Annotated in this window: 27 protein-coding genes and 1 tRNA gene; 11 read left to right on the top strand and 17 right to left on the bottom strand. The window is 66.1% G+C overall.

Annotation, left to right across the window (positions count from 1 at the left end; genetic code table 11):
* The first annotated feature begins 4 nt into the window (after window positions 1–4).
* The 4 genes from B9Y86_RS04055 (at window position 5) to B9Y86_RS04040 (ending at window position 2,771) form a co-directional block, all read left to right on the top strand.
* Window positions 5–946 (top strand): carbohydrate ABC transporter permease, encoded by a 942-nt coding sequence (locus tag B9Y86_RS04055; RefSeq protein WP_085483144.1) that lies wholly within the window; start codon window positions 5–7, stop codon window positions 944–946.
* Window positions 943–1,764 (top strand): carbohydrate ABC transporter permease, encoded by an 822-nt coding sequence (locus B9Y86_RS04050; RefSeq protein WP_085483142.1) that lies wholly within the window; start codon window positions 943–945, stop codon window positions 1,762–1,764. Before B9Y86_RS04055 ends, B9Y86_RS04050 begins: the two co-directional genes overlap by 4 nt.
* 17 nt (window positions 1,765–1,781) lie before the next feature.
* A complete protein-coding gene (locus B9Y86_RS04045) occupies window positions 1,782–2,630 on the top strand; it encodes an acyltransferase domain-containing protein (RefSeq protein ID WP_085483140.1) in 849 nt (282 codons plus the stop codon).
* A gap of 67 nt (window positions 2,631–2,697) precedes the next feature.
* Window positions 2,698–2,771, top strand: a tRNA-Arg gene (locus B9Y86_RS04040).
* Between the two features lie 69 nt (window positions 2,772–2,840).
* Here the strand turns inward: B9Y86_RS04040 and B9Y86_RS04035 are convergent.
* The gene (locus tag B9Y86_RS04035) at window positions 2,841–3,212 is read right to left on the bottom strand and encodes a nuclear transport factor 2 family protein (protein WP_085483780.1); all 372 of its coding nucleotides are present in this window, start codon (window positions 3,210–3,212) and stop codon (window positions 2,841–2,843) included.
* Between the two features lie 185 nt (window positions 3,213–3,397).
* Here B9Y86_RS04035 and B9Y86_RS04030 point away from each other — a divergent pair, with 185 nt between their 5' ends.
* Window positions 3,398–3,592 (top strand): hypothetical protein, encoded by a 195-nt coding sequence (locus tag B9Y86_RS04030; RefSeq protein WP_085483138.1) that lies wholly within the window; start codon window positions 3,398–3,400, stop codon window positions 3,590–3,592.
* Between the two features lie 107 nt (window positions 3,593–3,699).
* Here B9Y86_RS04030 and B9Y86_RS04025 read toward each other — a convergent pair whose 3' ends face one another.
* A complete protein-coding gene (locus tag B9Y86_RS04025) occupies window positions 3,700–4,179 on the bottom strand; it encodes a DUF3817 domain-containing protein (protein ID WP_085483136.1) in 480 nt (159 codons plus the stop codon).
* A 46-nt stretch (window positions 4,180–4,225) separates the two neighbouring features.
* Here B9Y86_RS04025 and B9Y86_RS04020 point away from each other — a divergent pair, with 46 nt between their 5' ends.
* The 3 genes from B9Y86_RS04020 (at window position 4,226) to B9Y86_RS04010 (ending at window position 7,347) form a co-directional block, all read left to right on the top strand.
* A complete protein-coding gene (locus tag B9Y86_RS04020) occupies window positions 4,226–5,509 on the top strand; it encodes an MFS transporter (protein WP_085483134.1) in 1,284 nt (427 codons plus the stop codon).
* Window positions 5,510–5,589: 80 nt separating this feature from the next.
* A complete protein-coding gene (locus B9Y86_RS04015) occupies window positions 5,590–6,597 on the top strand; it encodes a Dyp-type peroxidase (protein WP_085483132.1) in 1,008 nt (335 codons plus the stop codon).
* Window positions 6,598–6,762: 165 nt separating this feature from the next.
* Window positions 6,763–7,347 carry a histone gene (locus tag B9Y86_RS04010; protein ID WP_139824718.1) on the top strand — a complete coding sequence of 195 codons (585 nt, stop codon included), beginning with the start codon at window positions 6,763–6,765 and terminating at the stop codon, window positions 7,345–7,347.
* A 219-nt stretch (window positions 7,348–7,566) separates the two neighbouring features.
* Here B9Y86_RS04010 and B9Y86_RS04005 read toward each other — a convergent pair whose 3' ends face one another.
* From B9Y86_RS04005 to B9Y86_RS03980, 6 genes are all read right to left on the bottom strand, one after another.
* Window positions 7,567–10,221 carry an ExeM/NucH family extracellular endonuclease gene (locus tag B9Y86_RS04005; RefSeq protein WP_085483128.1) on the bottom strand — a complete coding sequence of 885 codons (2,655 nt, stop codon included), beginning with the start codon at window positions 10,219–10,221 and terminating at the stop codon, window positions 7,567–7,569.
* Window positions 10,222–10,379: 158 nt separating this feature from the next.
* Window positions 10,380–10,709, bottom strand: a complete 330-nt coding sequence (locus tag B9Y86_RS04000; RefSeq protein ID WP_044442452.1) for a DUF7882 family protein — start codon at window positions 10,707–10,709, stop codon at window positions 10,380–10,382.
* A 79-nt stretch (window positions 10,710–10,788) separates the two neighbouring features.
* On the bottom strand, window positions 10,789–11,016 hold the full coding sequence (locus B9Y86_RS03995; protein WP_085483126.1) for a hypothetical protein: 228 nt from the start codon (window positions 11,014–11,016) through the stop codon (window positions 10,789–10,791).
* An 89-nt stretch (window positions 11,017–11,105) separates the two neighbouring features.
* The gene (locus B9Y86_RS03990) at window positions 11,106–11,777 is read right to left on the bottom strand and encodes a copper resistance CopC family protein (protein WP_176223244.1); all 672 of its coding nucleotides are present in this window, start codon (window positions 11,775–11,777) and stop codon (window positions 11,106–11,108) included.
* 37 nt (window positions 11,778–11,814) lie between these two features.
* A complete protein-coding gene (locus tag B9Y86_RS03985) occupies window positions 11,815–12,552 on the bottom strand; it encodes a YcnI family copper-binding membrane protein (RefSeq protein WP_085483122.1) in 738 nt (245 codons plus the stop codon).
* Between the two features lie 154 nt (window positions 12,553–12,706).
* Window positions 12,707–13,324, bottom strand: a complete 618-nt coding sequence (locus B9Y86_RS03980) for a hypothetical protein (protein ID WP_085483120.1) — start codon at window positions 13,322–13,324, stop codon at window positions 12,707–12,709.
* Between the two features lie 109 nt (window positions 13,325–13,433).
* On the opposite strand from B9Y86_RS03980, the gene B9Y86_RS03975 reads away from it, so the two are divergent.
* Window positions 13,434–14,615: a hypothetical protein gene (locus tag B9Y86_RS03975; RefSeq protein ID WP_139824717.1), complete on the top strand. Its 1,182-nt coding sequence runs from the start codon at window positions 13,434–13,436 to the stop codon at window positions 14,613–14,615.
* Here B9Y86_RS03975 and B9Y86_RS03970 read toward each other — a convergent pair.
* The 5 genes from B9Y86_RS03970 to B9Y86_RS17300 all read right to left on the bottom strand — a co-directional run bounded on the left by B9Y86_RS03970 (window position 14,612) and on the right by B9Y86_RS17300 (window position 20,459).
* Complete coding sequence (locus tag B9Y86_RS03970; RefSeq protein WP_085483116.1) at window positions 14,612–16,024, bottom strand: cryptochrome/photolyase family protein; 1,413 nt, start codon at window positions 16,022–16,024, stop codon at window positions 14,612–14,614. The two genes, B9Y86_RS03975 and B9Y86_RS03970, sit on opposite strands and share 4 nt — an antisense overlap.
* Complete coding sequence (locus B9Y86_RS03965) at window positions 16,021–16,464, bottom strand: MarR family winged helix-turn-helix transcriptional regulator (RefSeq protein ID WP_085483114.1); 444 nt, start codon at window positions 16,462–16,464, stop codon at window positions 16,021–16,023. Before B9Y86_RS03965 ends, B9Y86_RS03970 begins: the two co-directional genes overlap by 4 nt.
* Before the next feature lie 863 nt (window positions 16,465–17,327).
* Window positions 17,328–18,707, bottom strand: a complete 1,380-nt coding sequence (locus tag B9Y86_RS03960) for an NAD-dependent succinate-semialdehyde dehydrogenase (RefSeq protein WP_085483112.1) — start codon at window positions 18,705–18,707, stop codon at window positions 17,328–17,330.
* Window positions 18,708–18,813: 106 nt separating this feature from the next.
* On the bottom strand, window positions 18,814–20,220 hold the full coding sequence (locus tag B9Y86_RS03955; RefSeq protein ID WP_085483110.1) for an amidase: 1,407 nt from the start codon (window positions 20,218–20,220) through the stop codon (window positions 18,814–18,816).
* 29 nt (window positions 20,221–20,249) lie between these two features.
* Window positions 20,250–20,459 carry a hypothetical protein gene (locus B9Y86_RS17300; RefSeq protein WP_139824716.1) on the bottom strand — a complete coding sequence of 70 codons (210 nt, stop codon included), beginning with the start codon at window positions 20,457–20,459 and terminating at the stop codon, window positions 20,250–20,252.
* A gap of 112 nt (window positions 20,460–20,571) precedes the next feature.
* Between B9Y86_RS17300 and B9Y86_RS03950 the strand changes: the two genes are divergently transcribed.
* The gene (locus B9Y86_RS03950; RefSeq protein WP_085483108.1) at window positions 20,572–21,165 is read left to right on the top strand and encodes a hypothetical protein; all 594 of its coding nucleotides are present in this window, start codon (window positions 20,572–20,574) and stop codon (window positions 21,163–21,165) included.
* A gap of 45 nt (window positions 21,166–21,210) precedes the next feature.
* Here the strand turns inward: B9Y86_RS03950 and B9Y86_RS17735 are convergent, their stop codons facing one another.
* The 4 genes from B9Y86_RS17735 to B9Y86_RS03925 all read right to left on the bottom strand — a co-directional run bounded on the left by B9Y86_RS17735 (window position 21,211) and on the right by B9Y86_RS03925 (window position 25,028).
* Complete coding sequence (locus B9Y86_RS17735; RefSeq protein WP_244894643.1) at window positions 21,211–21,474, bottom strand: iron chelate uptake ABC transporter family permease subunit; 264 nt, start codon at window positions 21,472–21,474, stop codon at window positions 21,211–21,213.
* Between the two features lie 601 nt (window positions 21,475–22,075).
* A complete protein-coding gene (locus B9Y86_RS03935) occupies window positions 22,076–22,837 on the bottom strand; it encodes a DUF3592 domain-containing protein (protein WP_139824715.1) in 762 nt (253 codons plus the stop codon).
* A gap of 98 nt (window positions 22,838–22,935) precedes the next feature.
* Window positions 22,936–24,015, bottom strand: coding sequence for a FecCD family ABC transporter permease (locus B9Y86_RS03930; protein ID WP_217809157.1), 1,080 nt, complete (start codon window positions 24,013–24,015; stop codon window positions 22,936–22,938).
* Window positions 24,012–25,028, bottom strand: coding sequence for a FecCD family ABC transporter permease (locus B9Y86_RS03925; RefSeq protein WP_085483099.1), 1,017 nt, complete (start codon window positions 25,026–25,028; stop codon window positions 24,012–24,014). Before B9Y86_RS03925 ends, B9Y86_RS03930 begins: the two co-directional genes overlap by 4 nt.
* Window positions 25,029–25,051: 23 nt before the next feature.
* Between B9Y86_RS03925 and B9Y86_RS03920 the strand changes: the two genes are divergently transcribed.
* A complete protein-coding gene (locus B9Y86_RS03920; RefSeq protein ID WP_244894618.1) occupies window positions 25,052–26,083 on the top strand; it encodes an ABC transporter substrate-binding protein in 1,032 nt (343 codons plus the stop codon).
* Window positions 26,084–26,120 lie beyond the last annotated feature (37 nt).

Raw genomic sequence — 26,120 nt, 5'->3', positions numbered from 1 at the left:
CCGAATGACCGTCACCACTCGGCTCCGCTCGGGTGAGACGCGAACGGCGGGTGTGGCCCCGAGCCGCACCCGCCGGCGCCGCGTCGCCTCGCTCAAGGCGTTCCTCTACGTCGCGCCGGCGCTCGCGTTCTCGCTGATCTTCCTCATCGTGCCCACGCTGCAGACGGCGTGGTACTCGCTCTACGACTGGAACGGCCTGAGTGTCGCAACCTGGGCCGGTGTGCAGAACTACATCGACATCGTTCAAGACGAGCAACTGCGCGACTCGTTCATGCACGTGGGTGTGCTCGTGGTGTTCTACTCGTTCCTGCCCATCGCCATCGCCCTGCTCCTCACCATGGTCATCTCGCGGGCACATGCCCTTCGCGGCATGTCTTTCTTTCGCACGGTGCTCTTCCTTCCTCAGGTCATCGCCTCGGTTGTGATCGCTACGACCTGGCTCTCGATCTACTCGCCCAACGGGCTGCTCAACACGCTGCTGCGGGCCATCGGGCTCGATTCGCTCACGCATGTGTGGTTGGGCGACTTCAACACGGCGCTCGTCTCGGTGGGCTTCGTCGGAACCTGGCTCAACGTCGGCCTCTGCCTCGTTCTCTTTCTGAGCGGGGTCGGCAACGTGCAGCCCGAACTGTTCGAGGCGGCGCGGCTCGACGGAGCGAGCGGCCTGCAGGAGTTCTTCGGCATCACCCTGCCGGCGCTGCGCGGACAGATCACGGTGGCGCTCACCCTCACCGTGGTGTCGTCGCTCAAGACCTTCGACCTCGTCTACATCACCACGCGCGGAGGCCCGGGAAACAGCACGTCGGTTCCCGCCTTCGAGGCCTACAATCGCGCGTTCAACTCGGGCCAGGTCGGATCCGCCGCGAGTGTCGCGGTCGTGCTGACCATCGGCATCCTGCTGATCACCGCCCTGATCGGGCGACTGCAACCGAAAGACACCGAATGAAGCTCTCGCTCGGCGAAAAGCTCGTCACCTACCTCGTTCTCGTCATCTTCGCGGCGTTCGCTCTGGTGCCGCTGCTCGGTGTCGTCATCACCGCGATCAGCCCGTCGAGCTCGACGAGCGGGTTCCGGATGCCCGAGTCGATCGAGCTCGGCAACTTCGTCGAGGCGTGGGATCGCGGCCACTTCGCCCAGTACATCGTCTCGAGCGTTCTCGTCACGGTCACCGTGATCGTCGTCACCACGGTGCTCAGCGTGATGGCCGGATTCGCCTTCGCCAGGCTGAAGTTCTTCGGCTCGAACATCGTGTTCTTTGTGCTGCTCGCGGGTCTGCTGCTGCCGGCTGAGGCGTTCATCATTCCGCTGTACTTCAATCTGCGATCGGCGCATGTCACCGACAGCTACTGGGCGCTCATCCTGCCGCAGATCGCACAGTCGCTCGCGTTCGGCATCTTCTGGATGCGCAACCAGTTCATGTCGTTCCCCGGCGAGGTCATCGAGGCGGCCAGGCTCGACGGCGCCACCGATCTGCGCACGCTGTGGCAGATCATCGTGCCGCCGTCGATTCCGTCGATCATGACGATGTGCCTGCTCGTGGCGATGTGGACGTGGAATGAGTTCCTCATTCCGCTGGTGATGGTGACGCAAGACAGTCTGCGCACCGCGCCCCTGGGCCTCGCCTTCTTCCAGGGTCAGCACGCGACCGATTACTCGTTGCTGGCTGCGGCGGGCATCATCATCGCCGCCCCCATCGTCGTGCTGTACTTCTTTCTGCAGAAGCGCTTCATCAGCGGCATGCTCGACGGCATCTCGAGCCGATGACAGACAGGAATGCGTCTATGGCCGCGGCATACGACCAAGACACGTTGTTCGGTCTTCTCGCGATCGACGAGGTCGACCGAGCCGACTGCGCCCGCCTGCTCGAGCGTACTGACGATGCGGAACAGGTCGCACCGGTCGTGGCGGCGCTGCGACGCAGCTTCGGCAGTTTCAACCAGATTCCCGTCGATGAACCGACGCAGGATCCGCTGGTCTGGCTGAAGGCGTTCTTCACCCTCACCCCGCGAGTAGTGGCGTGGAGCCGCCGGCACGACATTCCCGATCGAGTGATTCGTGACACGCTGGCCGACGTCGGGCGGCACCTCGCCATCAGTCGCCGCGTCACCGGGGAGTTTGGCCTGCAGACCTGGCGTTGGCTCACCTACCACTTCACGGTGCGCATCTTCGCGCTGGGCCGGCTGCAGTTCGCGCTCGAGAGAGCCGCACCCGCCACCGAGGTTGACGGAGTGATCAAGGCGGGCGACTGGGTGCTCGCGGTGCACATCCCGGAGTCTGGCCCGTTGCTGCCCAGCCTCGTCGATGAGAGTCTCGCTGCGGCCAAGCAGTTCTTTGCAGAGCGCTTTCCGCAGCATCCGGTGTCTGTGGTCACGTGCGATTCGTGGATGCTCGACCCATTTCTGCTCGACCGTGTCGCGCCCGAGAGCAACGTGGGATCGTTCGTGCGTCGCTTCACGCCGATCGGCCACTCGAGCGACGGACACACCGACGCGCTGTACTTCGTCTTCCGCACCCGCGACCTGAGCCGGCTCGACGAGTTGCCGCGCGACACCTCGCTGCAGCGCGCCGTGCTCGAGCGCTTCGAGCTCGGCGAGACGTGGCAGGTGACGTGGGGATATCTGAAGCTCTGAGCCGCGTTTTGCGGCTGCGTCAACGGGCTGCCGCGAGGCGTGCTAGGATTTCATCTGGTCTTGACCTGCGCCCTTAGCTCAGCTGGATAGAGCGTCTGACTACGGATCAGAAGGCCAGGGGTTCGAATCCCTTAGGGCGCACAACACCAGAAGCCCCCGACTCCACGGAGTCGGGGGCTTTTTCATTGCCCGCGAGGGCGTGTAGCGGCGTCAAGCGCTGAGGTGCTCGTGCGTCATCTGCCAGCGACCGTCGCGTCGAGACATGACGTTTGTTCCTCTTCCTCCGCCGCTCGCAGCGTGACCGTCGATGACGCCGTGCCAATCGAATCGGTAGCGCACGACGGCGACATCGTCTGCTCTATGCACCCACTCGATCTCCGAGATCCGGTAGGTCTCATCCGCAATCGCGCGAAAGTTGTAGGCGACCGCATCAACGACCGCCCGCTTGCCAACGTGACTGCCGTTCGTGAACCAGTAGGTGGCATCCTCGGCGATCAAATCAGCCCACGCCTCGACGTCGTGCGCGTTGGTGCGTAGTTCGTATTCGGCCAGAAATGAAGCTGCGTCGTCGGTGAGGCTCATGCGCTCGATCGTAGTCAGCATCGTTGACCACGTCTTTCACCGCGCACGTGCGCTTCAACACAGGAAATACCGGTCCGTCGCGCGCGAATTCACCGGAATCGGAGCGTTTTTCCTGAATTGGAGCGAACGACGTCAGCTGCCGCTCGAGTAGACGTCTCTTCTGGTTGCGTACTACCGTCGATTAGATGTTCTACAACGGCTGGGTTCAGATCCCGTACATCGTGTTCATGGCGGCACTCTTCATCGGTGCCGTCGTCCTTGTGATCATCCTCGCGCGCCTGATGCTGGCGGCGACGGCCGCCCTCCAGAGCTACCTGCGCGTGCAAGAAGTCAAGATGGAGTTGCTCATCGCGGATGGAACCGACGAACCTCAGCTCTGAGCTCGAGCGGTCAGCGGCGCTCTTAGTCAGGCAGAACCGGGTCGTCGCGTGCGAAGTCGTCCGAACCAGAGCAGTTTTCCTGAATACGGGCGCGCGCGGCTCGCTGCTCAGGCCTTGCCTCCGGGAGGGCCGACCATCAGCAGCGTCGTCATGATCACGGCGAGGGCCACAATGAGTGCACCGGCCAGCGGCAGGGGGCGGTTGATCGCCCAGCGGAACGCGCGATCGAGCGGGCGCGCGTCTCGGGGGTCGCTTGTCGACTCCGTACGCCATCCGCCCTCGAGGTTGCTGCGGCGGGCCAGCCAGCGCTCCATCGGGATCGTGGCATAGGGCACGACGGCGGATGCGACGGCGAGCGTCGCGAGGCCGAGGCGCCACCGCTGGTTCACGGCCACGACGCCGGCCTGCAGCGCGTACGCGATGAAGATCAGTCCGTGGATGAACCCCGCGATCGATACGGGCCAGTCGCCCACCCCCACCGCGTACTTCAGGATCATGCCGAGAATGAGCAGTGTCCAGGTGATGGTTTCGAGCAGGGCGAAGACGCGGAAGAGTCTCTCGGGCGTGAACGTGCGAACGGAGGCCATACATCCAGTGTCTCGTATCGTCGCTGGGTGCCCGTAGCGTAGAGGAATGGCTCAGCTTCCCCGCGCCGTGCGGCCGTTCGCCACAGGGCAGTACCGGTTGCTCTTCGGCGCGCTCACGCTCTCGCTCTTCGGCGGCGGCATGTGGTTGGTGGCCCTCGTATGGCAGGTCATCGAGCTCGGCGGGGGCCCGCTGCAGCTGTCGATAACCGCCACTGCCACGAGCATCGGAATGGTCGGCGCCACCCTCATCGGTGGAGTCGTCGCCGACCGGGTACCGCAGCGTCTGATTCTGGTGGGCATCGAGAGTGTCAAAGTGGTGAGCATGGCCGGCGTCGCCGCGCTCGCGCTCACAGGCTCGCTCGAACTCTGGCACCTCGTGGTCGCGGCCGCTCTGCTCGGCATCGGCGAGGGGTTCTTCTACCCGGCGTACTCGGCGATCCTCCCCTCCCTCCTTCCTGCAGATGACCTGCTCGCGGCGAACGGCATCGAGGGAGTGCTCCGCCCCTCGGCAATGCAGGCCGCCGGCCCCGCGCTCGCCGCCGGCCTCATCGCCATCGGAGGCCCACCCCTCGCCTTCGTCGTGATCGTCGTCGTTCACGTTCTCGCGCTCGTGGGGCTCAGCCTGATGCGCAGCGTGCCCGTCGTGCGTGATCGCTCGGCCGACACCGCGCATCCGCTCGTCTCTGTCTATCGCGACATGCGCGAGGGCGTCGTCTATATGGTGCGCACGCCCTGGCTGTTTGCGACCCTGCTCTTCGCATTCGGCTGGGTGCTGGTGTTGCTCGGCCCCATCGAGGTGTTGCTGCCGTTCGCGGTGCGCGACCAGACCGGGGGAGGAGCGGGATCGTTCGCCCTCGTGCTCGCAGCCTTCGGAGTCGGCGGTGCCATCGGGTCGATCTTCGTCGCCTCGCGCCCACTGCCTCGCCGCTATCTCACTGTGATGCTGCTGGTCTGGGGAGTCGGCTCGGTTCCCATGGCGATCATCGGGTTCACGAGTGAGCTATGGGTCATGGCTGCCGCCGTCTTCATCGTGGGCTTCACGGGCTCTGCGGGCGGGGTGATCTGGGGAACCCTTCTGCAGAGGCGGGTTCCGCGTCATTTGCTCGGGCGGGTGTCGAGCCTCGACTTCTTCGTCTCGCTCGCGCTCATGCCCGTGTCGATGGCGCTCGCGGGCCCTGTCGGCGAAGCCGTCGGCCTGATGCCCACGTTCCTCGTCGCCGGAATCGTGCCCGTCTTCTTCGCGGTCGCCGCCCTGCTCATCGCCCGCATGCCGCGCGACGAGATCGCGCACCCCCTGGATGCGACGGGCCCGGTCGACGAGGTCGCGTGACGCTGGGTGCCGGTCGAGTTCGCCGCAGGTTTCGACGTCCGTCTAGCGGCCTCGGCGAGCCGCTCCAGTAGCGTTCAGCTGTGACCGATCCTGCCGACGGCGAGCCGCTCGCCGCATCTCAAGCCATCCTCAATCCGCTGAGCGACTCGGCCATCTTCCTCGTGCTCACGGTCGCGGCGGGCAACGAACAACTGGTACACGATGCGCTCGGTGATATCTCCGGCCTCGTGCGTTCTGTGGGCTTTCGTGTGCCCGATGGGGTTCTTACCTGCATCACCTCCATCGGCTCGGATGCCTGGTCGCGGCTCTTCGACGGACCCCGCCCGAACCAATTGCACGTTCTGCCTGAGTTTCATGGAGCGGTGCACTCCTCGGTCTCGACGCCCGGCGACATCCTGTTTCACATTCGAGCCAAGGGCATGGATCTCTGTTTCGAACTCGCGAGCCTTCTCGTCGAGCGCTTCGGGGGCATGTCCGCCGTCGTCGACGAGGTGCACGGCTTCAAGTACTTCGAGGAACGCGATCTGCTCGGCTTCGTCGACGGCACCGAGAACCCGACCGGCGCGCTCGCGGTGCGGAACGTGATCGTGCGCGACGACGAGCCGCAGTTCGTCGGCGGCAGCTACGTGGTCGTGCAGAAGTACCTGCACAACCTCACGGCCTGGAACACGCTGACGGTCGAGCAGCAGGAACAGGCCATCGGTCGGGGCAAAGCCGACAACGTCGAGCAGGCCGAAGAGAAGAAGGCCCCGAACGCTCACACGGTCTTGACCGTGTTGACGGATGCCGATGGCAACGAGCTCAAGATCGTGCGCGACAACATGCCGTTCGGCCGGGTCGGAGAGGCCGAGTTCGGCACCTACTTCATCGGCTACGCGAAGACGCCGGCGGTCACCGAGAGCATGCTGAAGAACATGTTCGTCGGCGCCCCCGAGGGAAACTACGACCGCATCCTAGACTTCTCGACGGCAGTCACCGGATCGCTGTACTTCACCCCCACCGGCGACTTCCTCGACGACCCGCCGCCCCTCCCGCCCACGCCCGCGCCCACGCTCGCGCCCACGCCCACGCTCCCGCTAGCCACGTAGCTCGAGTGTGCACTTTCGGCCGGTGATGGCGCGTGCCACCGACGCTTTCTGCACACTCGGCGCGAGTGTCGACGTGTGTCGAATGCACGGTTCGGTACTTTCTCACTGAGTACTGCCAATCTAGAACCCCGGCGCGCCAGTGCCGTGGGAGAGAAGGGGGCCGTCATGGCTGATAAGAAGACGAAGAAGTCCACCTCGAAGGCGACGAAGAAGTCGAACGAGAAGACCGTATCGAAGACCGCGAAGAACATCGAGAAGAAGCTCGAGAAGGCGGCACGCGAGGCGATCGCGGCGGCGGAGACCGCGGTGAAGAAGGCGCGCAAGGCGGCGAGCGAGCGCTCGAAGGAACTACGCAAGCAGGCCGAGAAAGTCGGCCAGGACCTCGAGAGCGTCGTGAAAGATGCAGCGCCCGAGGCGAAGAAGTCTGTCGCGACGAAGAAGGCGTCCGCCCCTGAGAAGCCTGCCGCCAAGCAGCCTGCCGCGAAGAAGCCGGTCGTGAAGAAGCCCGCTACTGCGAAGTCCGCCGCAGCGAAGAAGGTGGCCGCGCCGCCCATCGCATCGGCGCCCCCTGCGACGAAGCGCGCACTCGACCTGCCGAAGGCATCCGCCCCCAAGGCCGCCCCCAAGGCCGCACCTGCGGCCACCAAGCCGCCGACCCTTGTCGAGCTGCGCGCGCAGGCCAAGGCGAAAGGGATCGTCGGCTATTCGAGAATGAGCCGCGCCATTCTGGTCGAGCGCCTCAAGGACTAGTGCCCGTACTCTCGCCTGCGCCGGCCGGGTAGGCAGGCCACGGCCGTATCGAGACCACTGCTGCAGTGATCTCGATACGCGGGCTCCTCCGTCGCGCCGCTACTCGATCGGCGCATGGTCGCGCTCCTCCGTCGCGCCGCTACTTGAGCGGCGCATGATCGGGCTCCTCCGTCGCGCCGCTACTCGATCGGCGCATGGTCGCGCTCCTCCGTTGCGCCGCTACTCGATCGGCGCCGACTCGCGGCGTCGATGCTGAGCTATACGAGCGAACCCCGCTCCGAGGAGGAGCAGTGCCAGCGCCGCGATCGGCAATGGTGAAGCGTCAGTTCCCGTGGCCGCGAGGCGGGTCGGAGCAGCCGCCCCAGGAGAGCCCGGATCCCCCGGGTCTGCCGACGCGTCTCCGCGCAGCGCGAGCCCGACGACCACCGGATCGTGATCGCTCGATCGGTAGGGATCGGCCCGGTAGAGGTTGAGCGCGTTGTAGTTGTAACGGCTGTACTCCAGGGCGATCGACTCGACCGAGTTGATGTTCCAGATGTCTGTACCCGTCACATCCGCCGCAGCAGCGGGCGACGCGAACACGTGATCGAGCGAGCCGACCGCACCCTCGAACGCGTAGCTCTTCTTGCCCGTGGCCTCGCCGATATCGGTGTAGCCGGCCGCGAGGATCACATCGACCGGATCCTCTTTCTCATAGGCGTTGAAGTCGCCGCTCAGTAGTACTCGGTCGATGCCCGTCTCTGCCCTGCGCGCGGCGGCGAAGGTCACGAGGGCGTTGGCTTGCCGCACTCGTGAGGCGTTCGATCCGCTCTGCCCGTCGTTCTGATTCGCGTCTGCGCCTGTTCCCGAACTCTTCGACTTGAAGTGGTTCACGATCACCATGAACCGGCTGTCGTCTCCGCCATCGGCGAGTGCGAACACCTGCGACAGCGGATCGCGGGCATTGACGAACGCCGGGTCGTCGAGGATCACCGAGGAGCCGACGGTCTTGATGACGGCCGGCTTGTAGATGAAGGCCGTGCGAATCACATCCTCATCGGCCGGAATCGCTGAGGGTGAGGGCACGAACGCCCAGGTGCCAGCACCGGCCGCGGCATTGAGGGCCGCCGTCAACTGAGCAAGTGATGCGTCGCGTTGCTCTCCGAAGCGGGCGGAGTTCTCGATCTCTTCGAGCGAGACGACATCGGCGTCGAGCGCATTGATGGCCGAGACGATCTTTGCCTGCTGCCGGTCGAGGTCCTCCTGCTCGGCTGCCCCGCGAGCGTCGCACCCCTTGTTCACGGTCACGGGGTCGCCCTCGCGGTCGGTGTAGTACGAGCATCCGCTCAACTCATCGCCCGTGGTCGAGAAGTAGTTCAGCACGTTGAATGAGGCGACCGTCGCGTCGCCTCCGACAGCCGCGGGGGAGGGCTTGCGCGTGTTCTCGAAGGTCGCGGGCTGCACCTCGGCGGCGTTCGACGGCGTCAACTCCTGGGTGGGTTGCAGGCTCCAGGTGTCGAAGCGGTAGTCGAGCACGACCGGGCGTGTGAATGTCACCGCTGCGCCGATGCGCACGGGGTTCTCGACGGTCAGATACGGCAGCGGCTTCGCGGTGTTCGCCGCGCTGCTGAAGTTCGTGCTCGCACCATCGTCGAGAGTCACCTTGGCCGCGGTGTTCGCCGCCAGGAGCGCTCGGTACTCGGCGCTGCCGGGCTCGGTCACCGATGTCGGGGTCGTGAGCGGCTCGGATCCGGCTACGAGCACCACCGACCCGAAGAAGTTCGTGTCGTAATTGTCGGTGACCGTGTAGTCGCCCGCAGGAGCGATCAGCATGCTCTCGAGAGACTCCCGCTGGGTGGGGTCGACAGGCACAGCGAGTGTGGCCGGTATCGGCGTCGTCGCCGCCTCGGTCAGCACGGTCAGGCCATCGGATGCGACGGTCACCTCGGTCAGGCCCTGGTACTCCGACACGGTGCCGGTGACCTCGACGTACGCGCCGATGGGGGCCTGTGACACCGTCGCCGACGAGAAGACGAACAGGCCGTCGGATGCCGTGTGCGTCGCCAGGTCGACCGCCCCTCCGGTGCCCGGCGTCTGGATGACGTAGCCGTCGAAGCCGCCGGATGGGTAGCTGGCGGTGACGACTCCGCGGGTGATGACGGCCTGACCGGCGAGGGGACTCGCATCCGTCGTGCCCTGAATGTCGGCGATCGTGGCGGTGACCGGCGGCCCAGACGGTTCCTCCGGTTCCGGTGCCTGCTCGCCCCCGCTGTTCTCAGGTGTCGGCGGCGCGACGGCGAAGTCTGCGGAGTTCACGTCGCTGTCGACCGCACTTGTGCGGGTCAACGATGTGGTCACCGACGGCGTCACAGCCGCAGCGCCCTCGAAGGTGTTCGACGAGCCATAGCCCAGCAGGTCGATGACGGCCGGGTTGTTCACCAGGGAACCGATGGACGGTGCGGCCAGCGCTGTCGTCTGATTCGCCAGGAACAGGGTTCCTCCTCCGCCGGCGAACGAGAACTTGGCCGTAGCGTCTGGGGTCGGCAGAGGCGCTCCGTTCGCGGCATTGCTCGTGCCCTGAATCAGGTAGTGTCCGCCGGCGGGGATGGTTCCCGTCAGCGGCAGGACGCCGGTGGGGTCGTCAGCCTTGCCCGCGGCCCGGTACTGCAGCGACATCGTGCTCAGATCGACAGCGGCGTCGGTCGGGTTGTAGAGCTCGACGAATTTGTTGACGTAGCTCGCGCCGGTCGATCCGCCGTTCACGTACGCCTCATTGATGATGACCCCGGTACTGGCGGCCACAGCGGGGGCAGCGATCATGGGGCCGGCGGCGAGTGCGGCTCCGGCGGCGAGTGCCAGGCCGAGCCTGAGCCGAGTGTGGTGCGTTCGGGGCATGGAGATCCCTTGTTCGGATGACGAGTGGTATTCATCCATCCAAGGGACAGTGCGCGACGGCAGCGAGACGCGCGTGTAAACAACAGGTTTAAAGTACCCCTATTGAGGGGGTGTTGGGCGTGTCAGGATGCGCGCGGCGCCCGAGAGCGGCGGGTCGTTTAGACGTGACCCCGGGGCGGGTTCGTGGCGCCGTTCGGCTCTTCGGAGAAGATGAGCCCCTGCCCGCTGTTCGCCGAGGATGTGAGAATCTCGAGCCACTCGCGGTTCAGCGTGGGCATCTTGCCGCCGAAGAACTTGAAATAGAGCGGAATCGACTTGTCGAGCCAGATGCTCGAGCGACCGTCGCCGATGGCGGGGTCGTCTTTCCACGAGAAGAAGAAGCTTTCTCCACGCCGCAGCTTCGAGCCGATCACGATCTGCAGGTGCGTCAGCGCCCGGTCGTCGAACTCGATCTCGATGTCGGAGTCACCGTATAGCAACTTTCCCATGATGTCCCCTCGTGCCTCAGCGCACCGCTGCGCGCGGTGATCCTCCCACATTAGGCGAGACACGACCCGATCTATGACTCTAGGCGAAGAGTTCCAGCGCGTCGTCGAGGCTGCGCGCAGTATGAGAAGCGACGCCGCGGTTCACAAGAGTCACCTCGAAGATGGGGCCACGTGCTTCGATGAACCCGAGCAGCGACGCCGCGTCGTGAGCTGAGACGCGGGGATCTGAGACCCGCCATTCCGTCGGTGAGAGTCTGACCAGCGATACGGCTTGTCGAGTCGGCGAGGCGGTGCTGTGTGCGATCACGCTATTCCTGCTCTTTCCTCGCTCCTTTCGCGAAGTCTGCGAATCGAAGCTCTCACCAGTCTCGGTGAGAGCTCCGATTCGCGGCAGGGCTAGATATCGCTCGAGGAGCGTGAATCACTTCCGGAGCCCGCTCCCAGTTTCGGTCGCCGCAGGATGAACAGAGTCACGCCGACGGCCACCGCGACGGCGGCGAGAGCTCCGCCACCCCACGCCAGCACTGATACGAACTCCTCGTCTGATGTCTCAGCGACCGACGAGGAGTCGGAGCCGCTTGCAGAACCGGTCGACGCACCGTCACCGGAGGCGTCGGCCGCCGTCGGGCAGACGGGCGCGGTCGTGGAGCCGGGCGAGGCGGGCTGCCCCGCATCCGGCTTCCACGTGAACGAGAACTGATTCGACACCGGATGCCCGTCGGTCGAGACGACGCGCCAGAGCACCGTGTAGTCGCCGGCCGGACCGAGTGCGGCGGCCGTCGAGATCGACGGCCCCGCAACGGTCACGCATCCGTCGCCGTAGAACAGGCCGTCGGGGCCCTGAACCTCGAGGGCGCCGGCCGATCCGGTGCTCCCCCCGCCGAAGTCGAGCAGCACATCGTTGGTCGTGATCACGAAGTCGCTCGGCAGTACGGTGAGCACGGACCCCGCCTCCGGGGTCGACGACACGAGATAGTTGTGCGCGGATGCGGGCGGAAGCTGCCCGATTGCGCCGACCGCGAGCGCTCCCGTGCCGAGCAGCGCCAGGGCGCCGATCGCCACGGTCACGCCACTCGAGAACCTCGGCAGAGCGATGCGCATGCGCTTAGGCCGCCCGCGAGCGTCGCGTGGCCACGACGGCGATGACGACGCCGACGGCACCGACCACGAGTCCGCCGATACCGAGCACGCGTGCCAGCACATCATCAGACGAACCGGAGGCCGTGTTCGATGCCGAGCCCGTCGCATCCGACGCCATGGAGCCAGCCGGCATCGGGTCGCCGTCGGCCTCGGTCGCCACGGCGTCGGTCACCTTGATGTTGGGCGCCGGGTGCTCGACCGAGTCTTCGTCAGCACCCTCGGCCGGGATCTCATTCCAGTTCGTCGAGCCGGTCTCGCAGGTCTGCAGCACGGGGAAGTCGAGGGTCGTGCCCGCGGCGTCGGTCGGCAGCTGCAGTGAGAGCGCGAAGGTGTCGCGGTAGCCGTCTGCCAGCGGAGTCTTGGCGGTGTAGACGACCTGACCGACGCGCTCCGACGCGGTTGCGCCTTCAGCATTCGTCGTTGGGGTGGCCAGCGGGGTCATGACCTTCGAGACGTCCCAGTTGGGGTTGACGGTGGGCGTCACCGACGCGATCGTCTCGGGAATGTCGATGGTGATCGAGGTCGTGGCCGACCCATCGCATCCGTGCGGAACGGCGAACGTGAGCACGGTGTACGACCCCGCGGCCGTCGCGGCGGGGGTGACGCTCACGTGTGCGCTCGCCGAGAGAGGAACGGCGACGGCCAACAGAACGCCGAGGCCGAGGCCGGTCGAGGCGAGGGTGAGCGAGGTGGATTTCTTCATGGTGAGTCCTTGAAAAGAGTGCGGAGGGGCGCGTCGAAGGCGCGGCTGCTCCGGCGAGATGAATGCGCAGGGTGCGCGAAAATGCCTCGGTGCGCGGGCGAGTGCGTGCCCGCGAAGTGCTGGCCCGAAGATAGGGCCCGAGGAAGGGGAAAGGTCAGGCGAAGAGCGGTGGGCCGCGGTGCCAGAGGGAGGCCCGCAGCACCTCGAGCATGGCCGGGGCGTCGATGCGATGCACGCGCCCCACCCTGATCGCGGGGGGAGCGAAGGACGGCGAGGGAACAAGGAGGGCCGAGAGGCGCGTCGCACGCACGAGCGCGGCAGCGAGCAGGCCGCGAACGGCGCGCTCGCCCCAGACGATGGCGGCAAAGGTCACGACCGCGGCGAACACGTGGCCCGCGATCATGGCGACATCGATGCCGATTGCGAGGGCGCTGGATGCCGCGGGGCCCGTCGGCGCGAACATCGCGGCCATATCGTGGCCGCTATGGGCGGCCGGGGCGGAACCCGGCGCGCGCGCGGCGGGCGTGGCGATGAGGCTGAAGAGCGTGTGGAAGAAGACCTGGCTCACGGCGACCGAGGCGCCGATACGCCAATACGAGAGCCCGCGCCCCGCGAGGGCCACGCAGATCATGGTCGAGAAGGCGATGGCCAGCGAGAGTGCCGCGATGCTGGGCGCGCTTCCCCCGGCAGCAGCGTGAGAGAAGGCGGCCACGAAGGTCGAGAACCCGGCGGCGAGCGTGCCACGAGCGACGCGTGTCCAGCGTGTGCTCATCGTGCTCCTCGTCTCGCGATCACCGTCAAGTCTATTCGGCTCGTCCTCCCGCAAAATCCGCCCCCCGCTAGTCTGGTCAGCAGGATTGTGTCGAGTGTTAGGAACCTCCGTGAGTCTGCCCCCGTATCCGACCGGCCCCGAGCAGAGCGGCGCAGCAGGTCGACCACCGGTTCCTCCGATGCCGCAGCAGCAGACCCAGCATCAGCCCTATCCGCCGCAGCAGACCCAGCAGTATCCCTCGCAGTCACCCCGGCCCTACGCATCCGGGTCGCCCAAGCCCGTGCGCACGCGCGGAATGACCTGGTGGCAGGGCCTGATGGTCGGTGTGGCGGCGTTGCTCTCGATCGCACTCCCCGTTTCGGGCGGCGTCTATTACATGGCCAATGCTCGACTCATCGCCGACCGGCAATCGGTGGCCGACTACACCCCGAGCGACAACATCTCGTCGTTGGTCGAGCGTGCCGATCTGAACGACGTCGGCACCTTCATCTTCTACACGAGTCATCCCGAGCTGAACACGGCAAACGAATTCAACACGGCCTGCGGAATCCGCCCCGAGCAGTTCCTCCTCGGCTGCTACACGGGTGAGACCATCCATCTCTATAACGTCACTGAAGAGCGCCTCGACGGGCTGCGCGAGGTCACGGCGGCACACGAGATGTTGCACGCCGCCTTCGACCGCCTCGACAAGAAGTCGCAGGACCGACTGGGCGTACTGCTCGAGAAGGCCTACGAGGAACACGGAGACGATCCCGAGCTCGCCGACCGCATGGACGCCTATGCGATCTCGCAGCCGGGCACCCGCATCACCGAGCTGCACTCCATCGTCGGAACCGAATTCGCCGATCTCGACCCCGAACTCGAAACGTACTACAAGCGCTACTTCGGCGACCGGAGCATCGTCGTCGGGCTGCATGCCTCGTATATGAAGGTGTTCAGCGACCTCGAGAAGCAGACGACAGATCTGTCGAACCAGATTCTGGCGCTCGCAGACGAGATCGAGTCGGACACGAACACCTTCAACGCCGACCAGACTCAACTCAACGCCGATATCGATGCCTTCATCGCCAAGAATCAGGCCTACGGCTACTCGGGCGATCCGGCCGGCTTCGATGCTGACAAGGCTGCACTCATCGCTCGCGACTCCGAGCTCGAGACGCGTAGAACGGCCATCAACGACAAGAAGACGCGACTCGGAGACCTTCAGCAACAGCTGCGAGATCTCGACGCCGACGCGCAGGCGCTGAACCGCAGCATCGACTCGACGATCGTGCCCGGCGAAGGGATCTAGGCGCCCGGCTCGCCCAACGCACGATCCTTCGAGATCGAGGCATAGGCATCCAGTGCGGCCTTGCGCGACTCTTTGAGGTCGACGAGCGGCGGCGGGTAGGTCTCGTCGTCGATGTCGGGCACGAATCGGCGGATGTATTCGCGGTGCGGGTCGAACTTGGTGGCCTGCAACTCGGGGTTGAATACGCGGAAGTAGGGCGCCGCGTCGACCCCCGACCCCGCGACCCACTGCCAGTTCACCGCGTTCGCTGCGGGGTCCGCGTCTACCAGTGTGTCCCAGAACCACCGCTCGCCCTCGCGCCAGTCGATGCGCAGATTCTTCACGAGAAACGACGCCACGACCATGCGCACCCGGTTGTGCATGATGCCCGTCTGCCACAGTTCGCGCATGCCCGCATCGACGAGCGGGATGCCGGTGCGACCCATCTGCCACGCCTCCATCACGACGTCGGTCGGCTCGGACCACGGGAAGTCGTCGAAGGCGGGCCTCATGTTGGCGTGGGTGATCTGCGGCCAGTGGAACAGCAGATGGTACGAGAACTCTCGCCACACGAGCTGGCGCAGGAACGCGCTCGCGCCCTCGGCTGCTGTGGCGCCCTCCGACGTTCGCCTGTCGAGCGACGCCACGAACGAGCGGGTCTCGTGCCACACCTGAAACGGGCTGATCTCGCCCCAACGCAGATACGGCGAGAGACCGGATGTCGCATCCTGCGCGGGCAGATCCTGCTCGGCCACATACGACGAGAGTTCGTCGGCCAGGAACGCGCGCAGCCTCTCGAGCGCGGTCTTCTCTCCGGGAACCCACGCCTCGCGCAGCCCGCCCGCCCAGTCGGGCTGAGTGGGCAGCAGTGCCCAGTCGGCCAGATCGTCGCCGGTCACGCCGTCGAAGGCCGAGACCTCGTCGTCGACAGGCAGCGGATGCCGTGGCTCGGCTTGGGCGAGGCACGACCGGTAGAACGGCGTGAACACGCGATAGGGCGCGCCCTGCCCGGTGAGTACGGTCCAGGGCTCGAACAAAAGCGACGCCTGAGTGCTTCGGGCCTCGATGCCCGCAGCGCGCAGCGACGACTTGATGCCGGCATCCACCGCGCGTTCGGCCTCGCCGTACCGACGGTTCCAGAAGACGGCCTTCGCCCCTGTCTCGGCGACGACCGAGTCGATGACGTCGGAGGCCGCGCCGCGTCGAAGGGTGAGATCGAGCCCGAGGTCGCGCAGCGACGAGGCGAGGGTGTCGAGGCTGTGGTGCAGCCACCAGCGGGCCGCGCCGCCCAGCGGCCTGATGTCGGAGCTGGCGTCATCCAGGATGTAGAGGCACACGATCGGCTCGCCACGCTGGGCGGCCTCGTGCAGGGCCGGGTTGTCTGCGACCCGCAGGTCGTCACGAAACCAGACGACGCTGGGTGCGCTCATCTGGTGGTGACGCTCGCGTAGAGCTTGCCGGTGAGGCGCGCGAGGTCTGTGAGCTCGTCGGGTGAGAGCGCGGTGCTCATGCGGCTCGTGATGGAGCGGCCGTGAATGCGCGCGGCGTCGCGGAACAGAGCGAATCCGGTGTCGGTGAGTGCAACCAGGGTTCCGCGGCCATCGTTCGGATCGGTGAGCTTCGTGACGAGACCGCGGGCGGCCAGGCGGTCGACCAGGCGCGAGATGCTCGGTTGGGTGAGCAGCACGTTCTCGTTCAATTCCCGGATGCGCAGGGTTCGGTTCTCGCTGCGGGTCAGGGTGAAGAGAACGTCGTATTCATTCAGAGAGATGACGTCGGAGGGAAACTCCGAGGCGATCTGTCGCATCACCGCGACCTGAGCGCGAAAGAGCGATTCCCACGCTTCGACGGGGGAGGCTGGATTAGTCATGGAGATCCTCTCGTGGCTCCACATTAGGGGCGCCGCTGAGGAATGTCCGAAACAGGAGGGGCGGGTTGACATCCCTCGCTGGAGTGACGCGTTCGCAGACAGACAGAAAGCCCGTCGTAGAGGCTAACGACGGGCTTTCTTCCCTTGCACCAAGAGTGTCCTGCAATCACATTCTGCGTTACCTGCCACAGCAAACAACTAACGCTCTAGAACCATATAACGGTTGAGTAACGGAGCGCTAGTTACCAAAACGTTATTTTGCTGGGAGTTCTCTGGGAACCCCTGTTCGGGGGGCATGTGTCCGGTGCAATTCGAGGTGGCCAGGTCACGAGGAATCAGTTCCACGGAGTCACTTTCACCGGCGGCGAGGGGTGCTCTCCCGAGCACGTGCCGTGGTCATGGTGTGACGAGCTGGCCCGAGCGATTCAGAGACATTTTTCGTGTCTGCGACCTGCTGGGGCCGCATGCTGCCTGGGTCGTGGTGACGGGAATGTCGACGTCCTCAGTCACTGTCAGGATCGGCGATCCGGTGAGCTCACCTGTCACGCTCAAGGAGTACGACGACTGTGCTCCGATACCCCCTGTCGCGGAGACTTGTTGGGCACCGGGGGTAAGGGTTCTGCATTCGCCATCGCCCAAGCACGCTTGAGCTGTCGCCCCGGGATTCGCCTCGAGCCAGGGGCCCGCATCGAGGTAGACGCTCGGTGGCTCGACTGCTGCGCCGCCGCACCCCACCGGTGAGCATCCTGCGACAGACCCCATGAGGGCCAGCGCCAACGAACCTGCGACCGCGATGGTTTTTGCTCTCACGCAGGCACCCTACGACAAGCGACTCTTCGAGCGAAGAACGGCAAGGGGCCGACTCACGCGATTCGGATGAGCTTCTTGTTCACGAACTCATCCATGGCGAGGCGGCCCATCTCGCGGCCGGTGCCGGAGCGCTTCACACCGCCGAACGGCAGTTCGGCGGCATCGCCCAGCACGAGGTTGATCCATACCATGCCGGCGTCGATGGCATCGGCGACGCGTAACGCCTGCGCCTGATCGGTCGTGTAGACGTAAGAACCGAGGCCGAACGGAGTGTCGTTCGCGAGCCTGACCGCTTCGTCTTCGGACGAGACGCGGTAGAGAGCCGCGACCGGTCCGAAGAACTCTTCGTGGAAAGCGTCCATCGTCGGCGTGACATCTGCGAGCACGGCAGGAGGAAAGAAGTTGCCGTCGGGCTCACCTGACGCGAGGATCGTCGCGCCCTGCGATCGAGCGCGTCCGAGCTGCTCGGTCAGTCGCTCGGTAGCGGCCTTCGACGACAGCGGACCGAGTTGTGTGGAGTCGGCCATCGGGTCGGCGGGGGTGTTCGCGGTAAAGACAGACGTGAACTTCTCTGCGAACGCGTCGTACAACTCGTCGATGATGATGAAGCGTTTGGCGGCGTTGCACGACTGGCCGTTGTTGTCGAGGCGCGCGTTGACGGCGTCCTGCACCGCGGCATCCAGGTCGTCGGTGGAGAGCAGGATGAACGGATCGGAGCCGCCCAGTTCGAGGACGACCTTCTTGAGGTGCTTACCCGCGAGTTCCGCGACGGCCGAGCCGGCTCGCTCCGACCCGGTGACCGAGACGCCCTGCACCCGCGGATCGGCGATGACGGTCGCGATCTGCTCGTTGGTCGCGAAGATGTTCACGTAGACCGAGTCATGGGCGCCCAGCTCGGCTTCGGCATCGTCGAAGATCTGCGCGATCGCGGCCGCCGACTCCGGGCATTGCGGGGCATGCTTCAGGAGGATGGTGTTGCCATTGACCACATTGGGGCCTGCGAAGCGGGCCACCTGGTAGTACGGGAAGTTCCACGGCATGATGCCGAGCAGCACGCCGAGCGAAGCGCGCCGCACGAACGCCGAACCGGTGCCGTCGGACAGCTCGATCGCCTCATCGGCGGAGAAGGCCTCGCCATTGTCGGCGTAGTACTGGTAGATCGCGGCGGCGAAATCGACCTCGCCCAGCGCCTGCTCCAGGGTCTTGCCCATCTCGCGCACGGCGATCTCGGCCAGCTGCTCACGGCGCTCGGTGTGAAGCGCGGCCACGCGTGCAACCAGGGCCGCCCGCTCGGTGACCGCAACGCGGCGAGACCACTCCTCGTGCGCGGCCGAAGCCGAGGCGATCGCCTGACGAAGCTCCTCGTCGGTGATCGTCGGATAGTCGCGGAGGGTCTCTCCGGTCGCAGGGTTGATGACGGCGTAGTCGCTCACTGGTGTGCTCCTTGATTCTGAGGTGCTTATCGTGCGATGCGGTCTTCGAATTGTAAGAGGCGGCGTCGGCCGTCGGAAGTCCGGCCGAGGTCGCCTCGACCGTGGTTCAGCCCGCCGGGGGAAGAGAATCGGCCCATGGTTGACTGCGTTCGAGCTGGGCGCCCAGGGCGAGAACAGAGAGCTCGCCATTCGGCGGCCCGATGACCTGCACGCTGAGAGGCATTCCGTCGGCACCGAACCCGGCGGGCACCGCGGCGGCAGGATTTCCGAGAACGTTCCACACCGAGGTGTACGAGCTGACAGGTGTGGCACGTCGCACCGCCGTCAGCGCCCCGGCATCGTGCAACTGCCCGATCGGCAAGGCTGCAGTGGGCGTGGTGAGAGTCAGGAGAAGGTCTACCCTGCCGAACAGGTCATCAAGAAACGGCTCGCCCAGCCGAGCGGCGGTTCGCTCAGCCCAGCCTCCGAGTCGACGCAGCGGGCGACCGATGCGCAGCATGTTCCTTGTCCGAGATTCCAGACGGTGGGGCTCGTCGGCGCGGGCCGCCTCGTCTCCGATGCCGCCACTCAGCTGAAGCTGAAACGGCAGGTTCAGCTTGGGGTACGCGGGATCTGCCTCGATGATCTCGTGGCCGAGTGTCGCCAGAAGAGCTGCGGTGCGCATCAGCGCTTCGGTGGTATCGGAGTCTGCCGCCGGTCCGCCAGAGGGGTTCTTCGTCGACACCATGATTCTGAGCGGAGTCACCGTTTCGCTCGTCGCCGCCGCATACATCGACGCCGCCAACGGTGCAGCGCGGAAGCGGTCGACTGCGGTGGTGCCGGCGATGACGTCATGGATGAGCGCGCTGTCGGCGACCGTGCGCGTGATCGGCCCGATGACGCCCAGTGATCGCCACAGGTCGGCGTTCGGCGCGAGACTCATCCGCCCTCGTTGTGCCTTGAGTCCGAACAGGCCGCACCAGCTGGCGGGCAGCCGGATGGAACCGCCGCCGTCGCCGCCGATTCCCGCGGCCACCATGCCGGATGCCACAGCCGCCGCCGTACCTCCACTCGACCCGGCCGGCGACCTCTCGAGATTCCAGGGATTGCGGGTCATCCCGTAGGCCTCGCTCTCGGTGAAGGGCCAGATGCCGAACTCGGGCATGCGGGTCGTGCCGACGACGACCGCGCCGGCTGCGCGGAGCCTGCGAACCACCTCGCTGTCTGCGCGGGCGGGCGTGGAGTAGGCCGCGCTGCCGTACCGGGTGGGGATGCCGGCGATATCGTTCTCTTCTTTGATGACAATGGGTACCCCACGCAGGGGCATCTTTGCCGAGGAGTCGTGGCGTTGCGAGTCGAGGGTGTCGGCGCGTGCCATGGCGTCGGCGGCCATCACCTCGGCGACAGCGTTGAGTCGGGGGTTGAGTGACTCGATGGCGTCGAGCGAGTGATCTACGAGCTCCCGTGCACTCACCTCTCCCGAAGCCACCCACGCGGCCTGCTGTACAACCGAGCTAAAACTGAGTTCGCGCATCCGGCCCCGCCTTCGTCTCGCTGCCCACGCTACAGAGGGGATCGTTTCGCGCGGATTTCACGAAGCGAGATAGAGACAGAGGCGCCGCCTGCCAGACCGACGGACAGGGCGCGCGTCTCGAGGGCTCCGCCCGTGGCGATCAGCAGGAGGCCGATCACGATACCCATGACTGCCCCTGGCGAGCCGAGTCTGGCCGTTTTCCGGCGCTGGCGTGCGTCTACAGGGTCGACCGTGCTCATCTCGTCCTCCGTTGCTCGCTAGTCTCGTGATACCCAATGCAGAACGACAGCAGTCTGCAGGGCACGGAAAGGCCCAAGGCAGTGCGTGCGGGCAACTATCGATGGGAAAGACATGACTCAGGCTGACGGATCGTTGCCCGCCGACGGAGCGGCTCCGACGGGCGCTGGTGGGCGCGTCTCCGGGCGAACTCCGCTCGTCGCACTGTGGCTGGCGATCGCCGCCGTGATCGCGCCGGTTTTCTACTACGAGTTCTTTCCGCTCGTCGGGCTTGGGGCTGTCGCAGCCGTGGTCGCGCTGGTGCTCATGTTTCGTGCTCGCTCGCGAGGCCAACGCGGCGCCATATTGCGTTGGACGGCGGTGCTCGCCGTTATCGGCCTCGTCGTCGACCTTGTCGTCGTGGTGATCATGGTCGTTTTGCTTACAGCGCGCCCGGTCGACGTCGAGGTGCGCGCTACTGGTGGACCCACTTTCACTGTGACGTACGCGGACGACTTTCAGACGTACACCGAAGAGTGGCAAAAAGACGGTGTGAAATGGTGGAACACCACGAAGAAGACCGTCGAGATCACCGTGACGCCGTCGCCGGGCGGCGAGGGCTACTTGCACAGCTGCCAGATCCGGTACGGCGGAGCCGTCGTTGATCAGGAATCATCCGATACGGGTCCTGTGACGTGCCACTACGACGCTCCATGGCCGCTGAAGTAGCCGGCCAACTCTGCACGACCCACTGCCACGCGCGGCCCGACCGCGTCACGCGCGGCCCGACCGTGACCCCGACGCAGGCGCGAGCGCGAGCATCCACACGAGATAAGCCCCGCCGATCGCGGCCGTGACCAGGCCGACGGGAATCTGAAACGGCGACAGCAGCCGCTGCGCCAGCAGGTCGGCGCTCACGAGCAGCGCGGCGCCCATCGCTGTCGACGCAAGCACGGTGACGCCGGGCGAACGGGCGACACGGCGCGCGAGCTGGGGTGCGGCGAGCGCCAGAAAGCCGATCGGGCCGGCCGTTGCCACGGCGATGGCGGCGAGGCAGACGCCCAGTGCGAGTGCGACGGTGCGGGTGCGCGCCACGCGGCGGCAAGGAGAAGAAGCCAGAGCGTGTCGGCATGAGGCACCGCGGCCAGCGCGATGAGGGATGCCGCGTGGCCGAGTCCGATCGCGCCGAGCACCACGGTCTGGCCGTGGCTGTCGATGAGGCGTGCCCGCAAGGGAGTGGCTACGACGTTCGCGATTCCCAAGACGGCGGTGATCACCCCGGCCAGGGCGAACGATCCGGTGGACTGCTCGAGCAGCAGCACCAGGGCGAGCCCAGACGTGGCGAGCGACAGGCGCCCGACGATGCTGGGGAGAAAGGAGCGAGCTATCTGCGGTGTGCGCAGCACGGCTCGATAAGACAGGTGATCGGTGGGCATTATGGGCCTTCGGTAATACGAACCTCGACGCGCGCCGAAGCGCTGCGGAGGATCATCGCTGATGAGGGTCTGCGCGCCTTAAAGCGGCGCGTTCGAACCCGCCCGGGGCCGGTGCCAGGAACTGCGAGGGGCGGGTCGCAGGACCGTCAGTTGAAGGCGACGATGAAACCGATCATTCTTCGAGTCTAGGGTTCGTCGGCGGGCTAGGCGTGCCAGCGGCTGAAATCGTCGACGGTGGTCGATTCGGATGGCGCGACCCAGATCCGCGACGTATCGCTCGGCCGTTCGGGATCGTAGAGAACGCTGGCCGAGTCTCCTGTCTGTGGGAGGTCTCGGCGCTTCCATTGCCCTGTCTTCGTCACCCACCTGTCGACGCCCGCCGAGTCGGTGAACTTCACCGTCACCGGGCCTATGAGGCCCCCGGAGGACGGGTCGATCTCGGGTATCTCGACGATGACACCGGCGGCGATCCGTCCCTGAACCACCAGTCGGGCCAGCGTGCCTCGTTGCGAACGCCCACGCATCCGTTTTGCCGCGCCCGCGACAAGGAGAAGCGCCGCGAGAACCGTCAAGCCGAGCGGAACCATCCAAAAGGCGCCAGGCGACGGCATTGACAGAGCTCCCCACCAAGCACCAGCGGACAGGCCGACGAGCAGGATCGAGACCGGCCCGACGCCGGGAGAACTCAGTAGCTTTCCGGTGAATCGACGGCTCGCGCCGGTGTGGATAAAGAAGCCGGCGAGCAGCAGGGGGAGCCCCACGATCATTCCGAAGATCGCCAATGGCGGCTCGTCGACATCGCCCATCGCGTCGAACTCCGCGAAGCCGAACAGGGCGCGCGTCTCGAAGGCCCCGCCGACGGCGATCAGCAGAAGCCCGATCACGATACCCACGAAAGCCCCGGGCGAGCCAAGTCTGGCTGCTTCCCGACGCTGTCGCGCTTCTATAGGGTCGAGCGTACTCATCTCGTCCTCCACTGCTCGCTAGTCTCGACGATATCCAACCTAGAACCTTGGCCGCGCTCGTTGTTATCGGCTTTGTTCTCGCCCTCGCATAGCCCGTCTCACGTGCGGCCCGACCGCGACCCCGACGCGGGGGCCAGCGCCAGCATCCAGACGAGGTACGCCCCGCCGATCGCGGCCGTGACCAGGCCGACGGGAATCTGAAACGGCGACAGCAGCCGCTGCGCCAGCAGGTCGGCGCTCACGAGCAGCGCGGCGCCCATCGCTGTCGACGCAAGCACGGTGACGCCGGGCGAACGGGCGACACGGCGCGCCAGTTGGGGTGCGGCGAGCGCCAGAAAGCCGATCGGGCCGGCCGTTGCCACGGCGATGGCGGCGAGGCAGACGCCCAGTGCGAGTGCGACGGTGCGGGTGCGCGCCACGCGTAGGCCTACCGCTGCGGCCGTATCGTCGCCGAGTTCGAGGACGCGCAGAGAGCGCGAGGCGAGCAGCGCCGCCGGAAGCGCGAACGCCAGCACGACCGCGAGCGGCAGCAGCGGCGGCCACGAGATCGCGTTGAGGCTTCCGTACTGCCAGGCCTTCGCCACCTCTGCGTTCTCGATGTCGGCGCGGCTCACGAGGTAGTCGTTCGTTGCGGCCAACATCGCCGCCACGGCGATGCCCGACAGCACCAGTCGATCTCCGGTGGCTCCGCGTCGCAGTGCCAGCGCGATGACGACCGCAGCGGTCGCGAAGCCGCCCACGAGTGTGCCCACCAGAATGGTCGTGGCCGTCGACGCGCCCACCAACAGGATCACGGTCAGCCCGCCCGTGGCGGCGCCCGTAGTGAAGCCGATGATGTCGGGGCTGCCCAGAGGGTTCCGCGACACGCTCTGAAAGATGGCACCGGATGCGCCGAGCGCGGCACCCACAAGAAGGGCTGCGGCCGCCCGGGGCAACCGCTGGTCGACCACGATGAAACGATCGAGATCCGATCCGCCGCCGACAAGTGCGTTGAGGGCACCGGTCGGGGTGATCGTGTAATCGCCGGTCGCGATCTCGACGACGGCGACCGCGAGGGCGACAAGAAAAAGCGCCGCAGCGACTACGGCGGAGCGACGGTGAACCAGCAGTGCGGTGCCGCCCGGCATCCGGAATCGAAAGTAGCCGGGTGGCAGGGATCGCCTGCCGAAGCCGCTCACGCAGGCCTCCGTCGAAGAAGCAGGGCGATCAGAACGGGGGCACCGAGGAACGCGGTGACCACGCCCACCTCGAGTTCGGACGGCTGGGCGATGAGCCGGCCGATCACATCCGCAGCCAGCATGAGCGACGGGCCGACGAGAGCAGAGAGCACCAGGATGGTGCGCTGGTCGACGCCCGCGATCAGTCGCAGCACGTGCGGAACCACGAGCCCGACGAATGCGATCGGGCCGGCCGCTGCCGTGGCCGCGCCGCAGAGCAGCGTGATCGTGGCGATCACCAGAATGCGCAAAGCCGTCACCGGCACACCGAGCGAGACGGCCTGCTCGTCGCCCAGGGCGAGGGCGTTGAGCGATGGGCCGCAGACGAAGGCGAGCACGAGGCCGGCTGCGATGAACGGCAGAACCGAGAAGACGGTGTCGAAGCCGCGGTTGGCGACCGACCCGATCACCCAGAAGCGGTACGAGTCGAAGGCGGTCGCATCGAACAGGGTGATGATGCGGGTGCACGCTCCCAGACTTGCCGTCAGCGCGACTCCCGCGAGTACGAGACGAGCGTGGTCGCTGGCCTGGGTGCGGCGGATGCTGATGAGATAGACGAAGACGGCGGCGGCGCCGGCTCCGAGAAACGCGAACCACAGATATTCGTCGCCGCGAGTGGCGCCGAACGCGGATATCGCGATGACGACAGAGAATGCGGCTCCAGCGTTGACACCGAGCAGTCCCGGCTCTGCGAGAGGGTTGCGTGTCAGCGCCTGCATGAGCACACCCGAGACGGCGAGAGCCGCGCCCGCCACGATGGCGAGGAGGGTTCGAGGCATGCGCAGCTGCCAGACGATGATCGACCCGCGAGAGCCGTCTGCGGCGAGCAGCCCGTTCAAGACCTCGCCGATGCTCAGATTCTTCGAGCCGATCGCCAGGCTGAGAACGGTGAACAGAACGAGGACGGTGGCTCCGGCGATGAGGGCGACAGGCAGCCGGATGCGGCGCGATCGCTCTGCCCTGTAAACGCTCACTTAGGTAAGCCTATGCTTGGTCGGTGTTTACTGCCGAATTGAAGAAGCGAACCTCGCTCGCCGCCATGTCCCTCGCCGTTCTCCTGCTGGCCGGATGTTCCGCCGCGTCGCCCGCCGCAACGGTACCGCCCTCGTCTGATGCGCATCCGACCAGCTATGTGACCCCGCGCACCATGCCCGAGGGTAAGGGCAGCGGGGCATCCGACGGAGTATTTCCGCGCACCGTCGTGCACTTCTCAGGATCGACGACCCTCGAGGCCGCGCCGAAGAAGGTCGTCGTGATCTCCACCGGCCAGGCCGACGCCCTGCTGACGCTCGGAGTGGTTCCCACCGGGTCGACCTCAGGCGACGGGGCCGACATGATTCCGTCGTACCTCTACAAAGCGTTCCCCGACGACAAGTCCGCGCTCGACGCGGTCACCTACGTGGGCAGCCGCTTCGAGCCGAACGTCGAGACGATCGCGAATCTGGCTCCCGACCTGATCGTGATGAGCAGCGCCGGCAAGGATGCGACGGCGTTGTACGCGAGCTTGAGCGCTATCGCTCCGACCGTCGTCACCCAGGGCACGGGTCTGTACTGGAAGCAGGACTTCCTTCTGCTCGCCGACGCCATCGGCAAGACCCAGCAGGCCGAGCAGTGGCTCGACGACTACCAGGACGACGCCAAGGCCTTCGGGGCCACGGTCGAGGGAGCACCGACGGTGTCGTTCCTGCGGAAGAATGCCGACCGCACGCGCATCTTCGGCGTCGCCTCGTTCAGCGGATCCGTCGCAGAAGACGCGGGTCTCGCTCGCCCCGAGAGTCAGCAGTTCACCAATGACACCTCTGTCGACATCAGCTCAGAGCAGCTCGACCAGGCCGACGCCGACTGGATCTTCTACGGAGTGCAGGGTGGTGACGACACCCAGCTCACCTCGCTGCCGTTGTGGCCCACTCTCAATGCCGTCGACGACGACCACGCTGTCTCGGTCGACGACGACGTGTTCTATCTCAACGTCGGACCGACTGCGGCCCGAGGTGTGCTGTCGCAGTTGGAGAAGACGCTGGGCGGCTAGGCACCTGAGGTCGGATGCCTCACCCTCGCGAGCCGGC

The sequence above is a fragment of the Agreia pratensis genome, assembly GCF_900177685.1.
In the GTDB taxonomy this organism is placed as follows: Bacteria; Actinomycetota; Actinomycetes; order Actinomycetales; family Microbacteriaceae; genus Agreia; species Agreia pratensis.
The sequence above is the reverse complement of the archived record's forward strand: the minus strand, read 5'-3'. Positions and strand labels throughout refer to the sequence as shown.

Coding starts and splice junctions, on each gene's coding strand:
- B9Y86_RS04020 (WP_085483134.1), top strand. CDS start 4,226: ATGGCTCAGCTTCCCCGCGCCGTGCGGCCGTTCGCCACAGGGCAGTAC.
- B9Y86_RS04030 (WP_085483138.1), top strand. CDS start 3,398: ATGTTCTACAACGGCTGGGTTCAGATCCCGTACATCGTGTTCATGGCG.
- B9Y86_RS03980 (WP_085483120.1), bottom strand. CDS start 13,324: ATGAGCACACGCTGGACACGCGTCGCTCGTGGCACGCTCGCCGCCGGG.
- B9Y86_RS03955 (WP_085483110.1), bottom strand. CDS start 20,220: ATGCGCGAACTCAGTTTTAGCTCGGTTGTACAGCAGGCCGCGTGGGTG.
- B9Y86_RS04035 (WP_085483780.1), bottom strand. CDS start 3,212: ATGAGCCTCACCGACGACGCAGCTTCATTTCTGGCCGAATACGAACTA.
- B9Y86_RS04005 (WP_085483128.1), bottom strand. CDS start 10,221: ATGCCCCGAACGCACCACACTCGGCTCAGGCTCGGCCTGGCACTCGCC.
- B9Y86_RS04055 (WP_085483144.1), top strand. CDS start 5: ATGACCGTCACCACTCGGCTCCGCTCGGGTGAGACGCGAACGGCGGGT.
- B9Y86_RS17300 (WP_139824716.1), bottom strand. CDS start 20,459: ATGAGCACGGTCGACCCTGTAGACGCACGCCAGCGCCGGAAAACGGCC.
- B9Y86_RS03950 (WP_085483108.1), top strand. CDS start 20,572: ATGACTCAGGCTGACGGATCGTTGCCCGCCGACGGAGCGGCTCCGACG.
- B9Y86_RS04010 (WP_139824718.1), top strand. CDS start 6,763: ATGGCTGATAAGAAGACGAAGAAGTCCACCTCGAAGGCGACGAAGAAG.
- B9Y86_RS04025 (WP_085483136.1), bottom strand. CDS start 4,179: ATGGCCTCCGTTCGCACGTTCACGCCCGAGAGACTCTTCCGCGTCTTC.
- B9Y86_RS04050 (WP_085483142.1), top strand. CDS start 943: ATGAAGCTCTCGCTCGGCGAAAAGCTCGTCACCTACCTCGTTCTCGTC.
- B9Y86_RS03965 (WP_085483114.1), bottom strand. CDS start 16,464: ATGACTAATCCAGCCTCCCCCGTCGAAGCGTGGGAATCGCTCTTTCGC.
- B9Y86_RS03970 (WP_085483116.1), bottom strand. CDS start 16,024: ATGAGCGCACCCAGCGTCGTCTGGTTTCGTGACGACCTGCGGGTCGCA.
- B9Y86_RS03985 (WP_085483122.1), bottom strand. CDS start 12,552: ATGAAGAAATCCACCTCGCTCACCCTCGCCTCGACCGGCCTCGGCCTC.
- B9Y86_RS04000 (WP_044442452.1), bottom strand. CDS start 10,709: ATGGGAAAGTTGCTATACGGTGACTCCGACATCGAGATCGAGTTCGAC.
- B9Y86_RS03935 (WP_139824715.1), bottom strand. CDS start 22,837: ATGAGTACGCTCGACCCTATAGAAGCGCGACAGCGTCGGGAAGCAGCC.
- B9Y86_RS04045 (WP_085483140.1), top strand. CDS start 1,782: ATGGCCGCGGCATACGACCAAGACACGTTGTTCGGTCTTCTCGCGATC.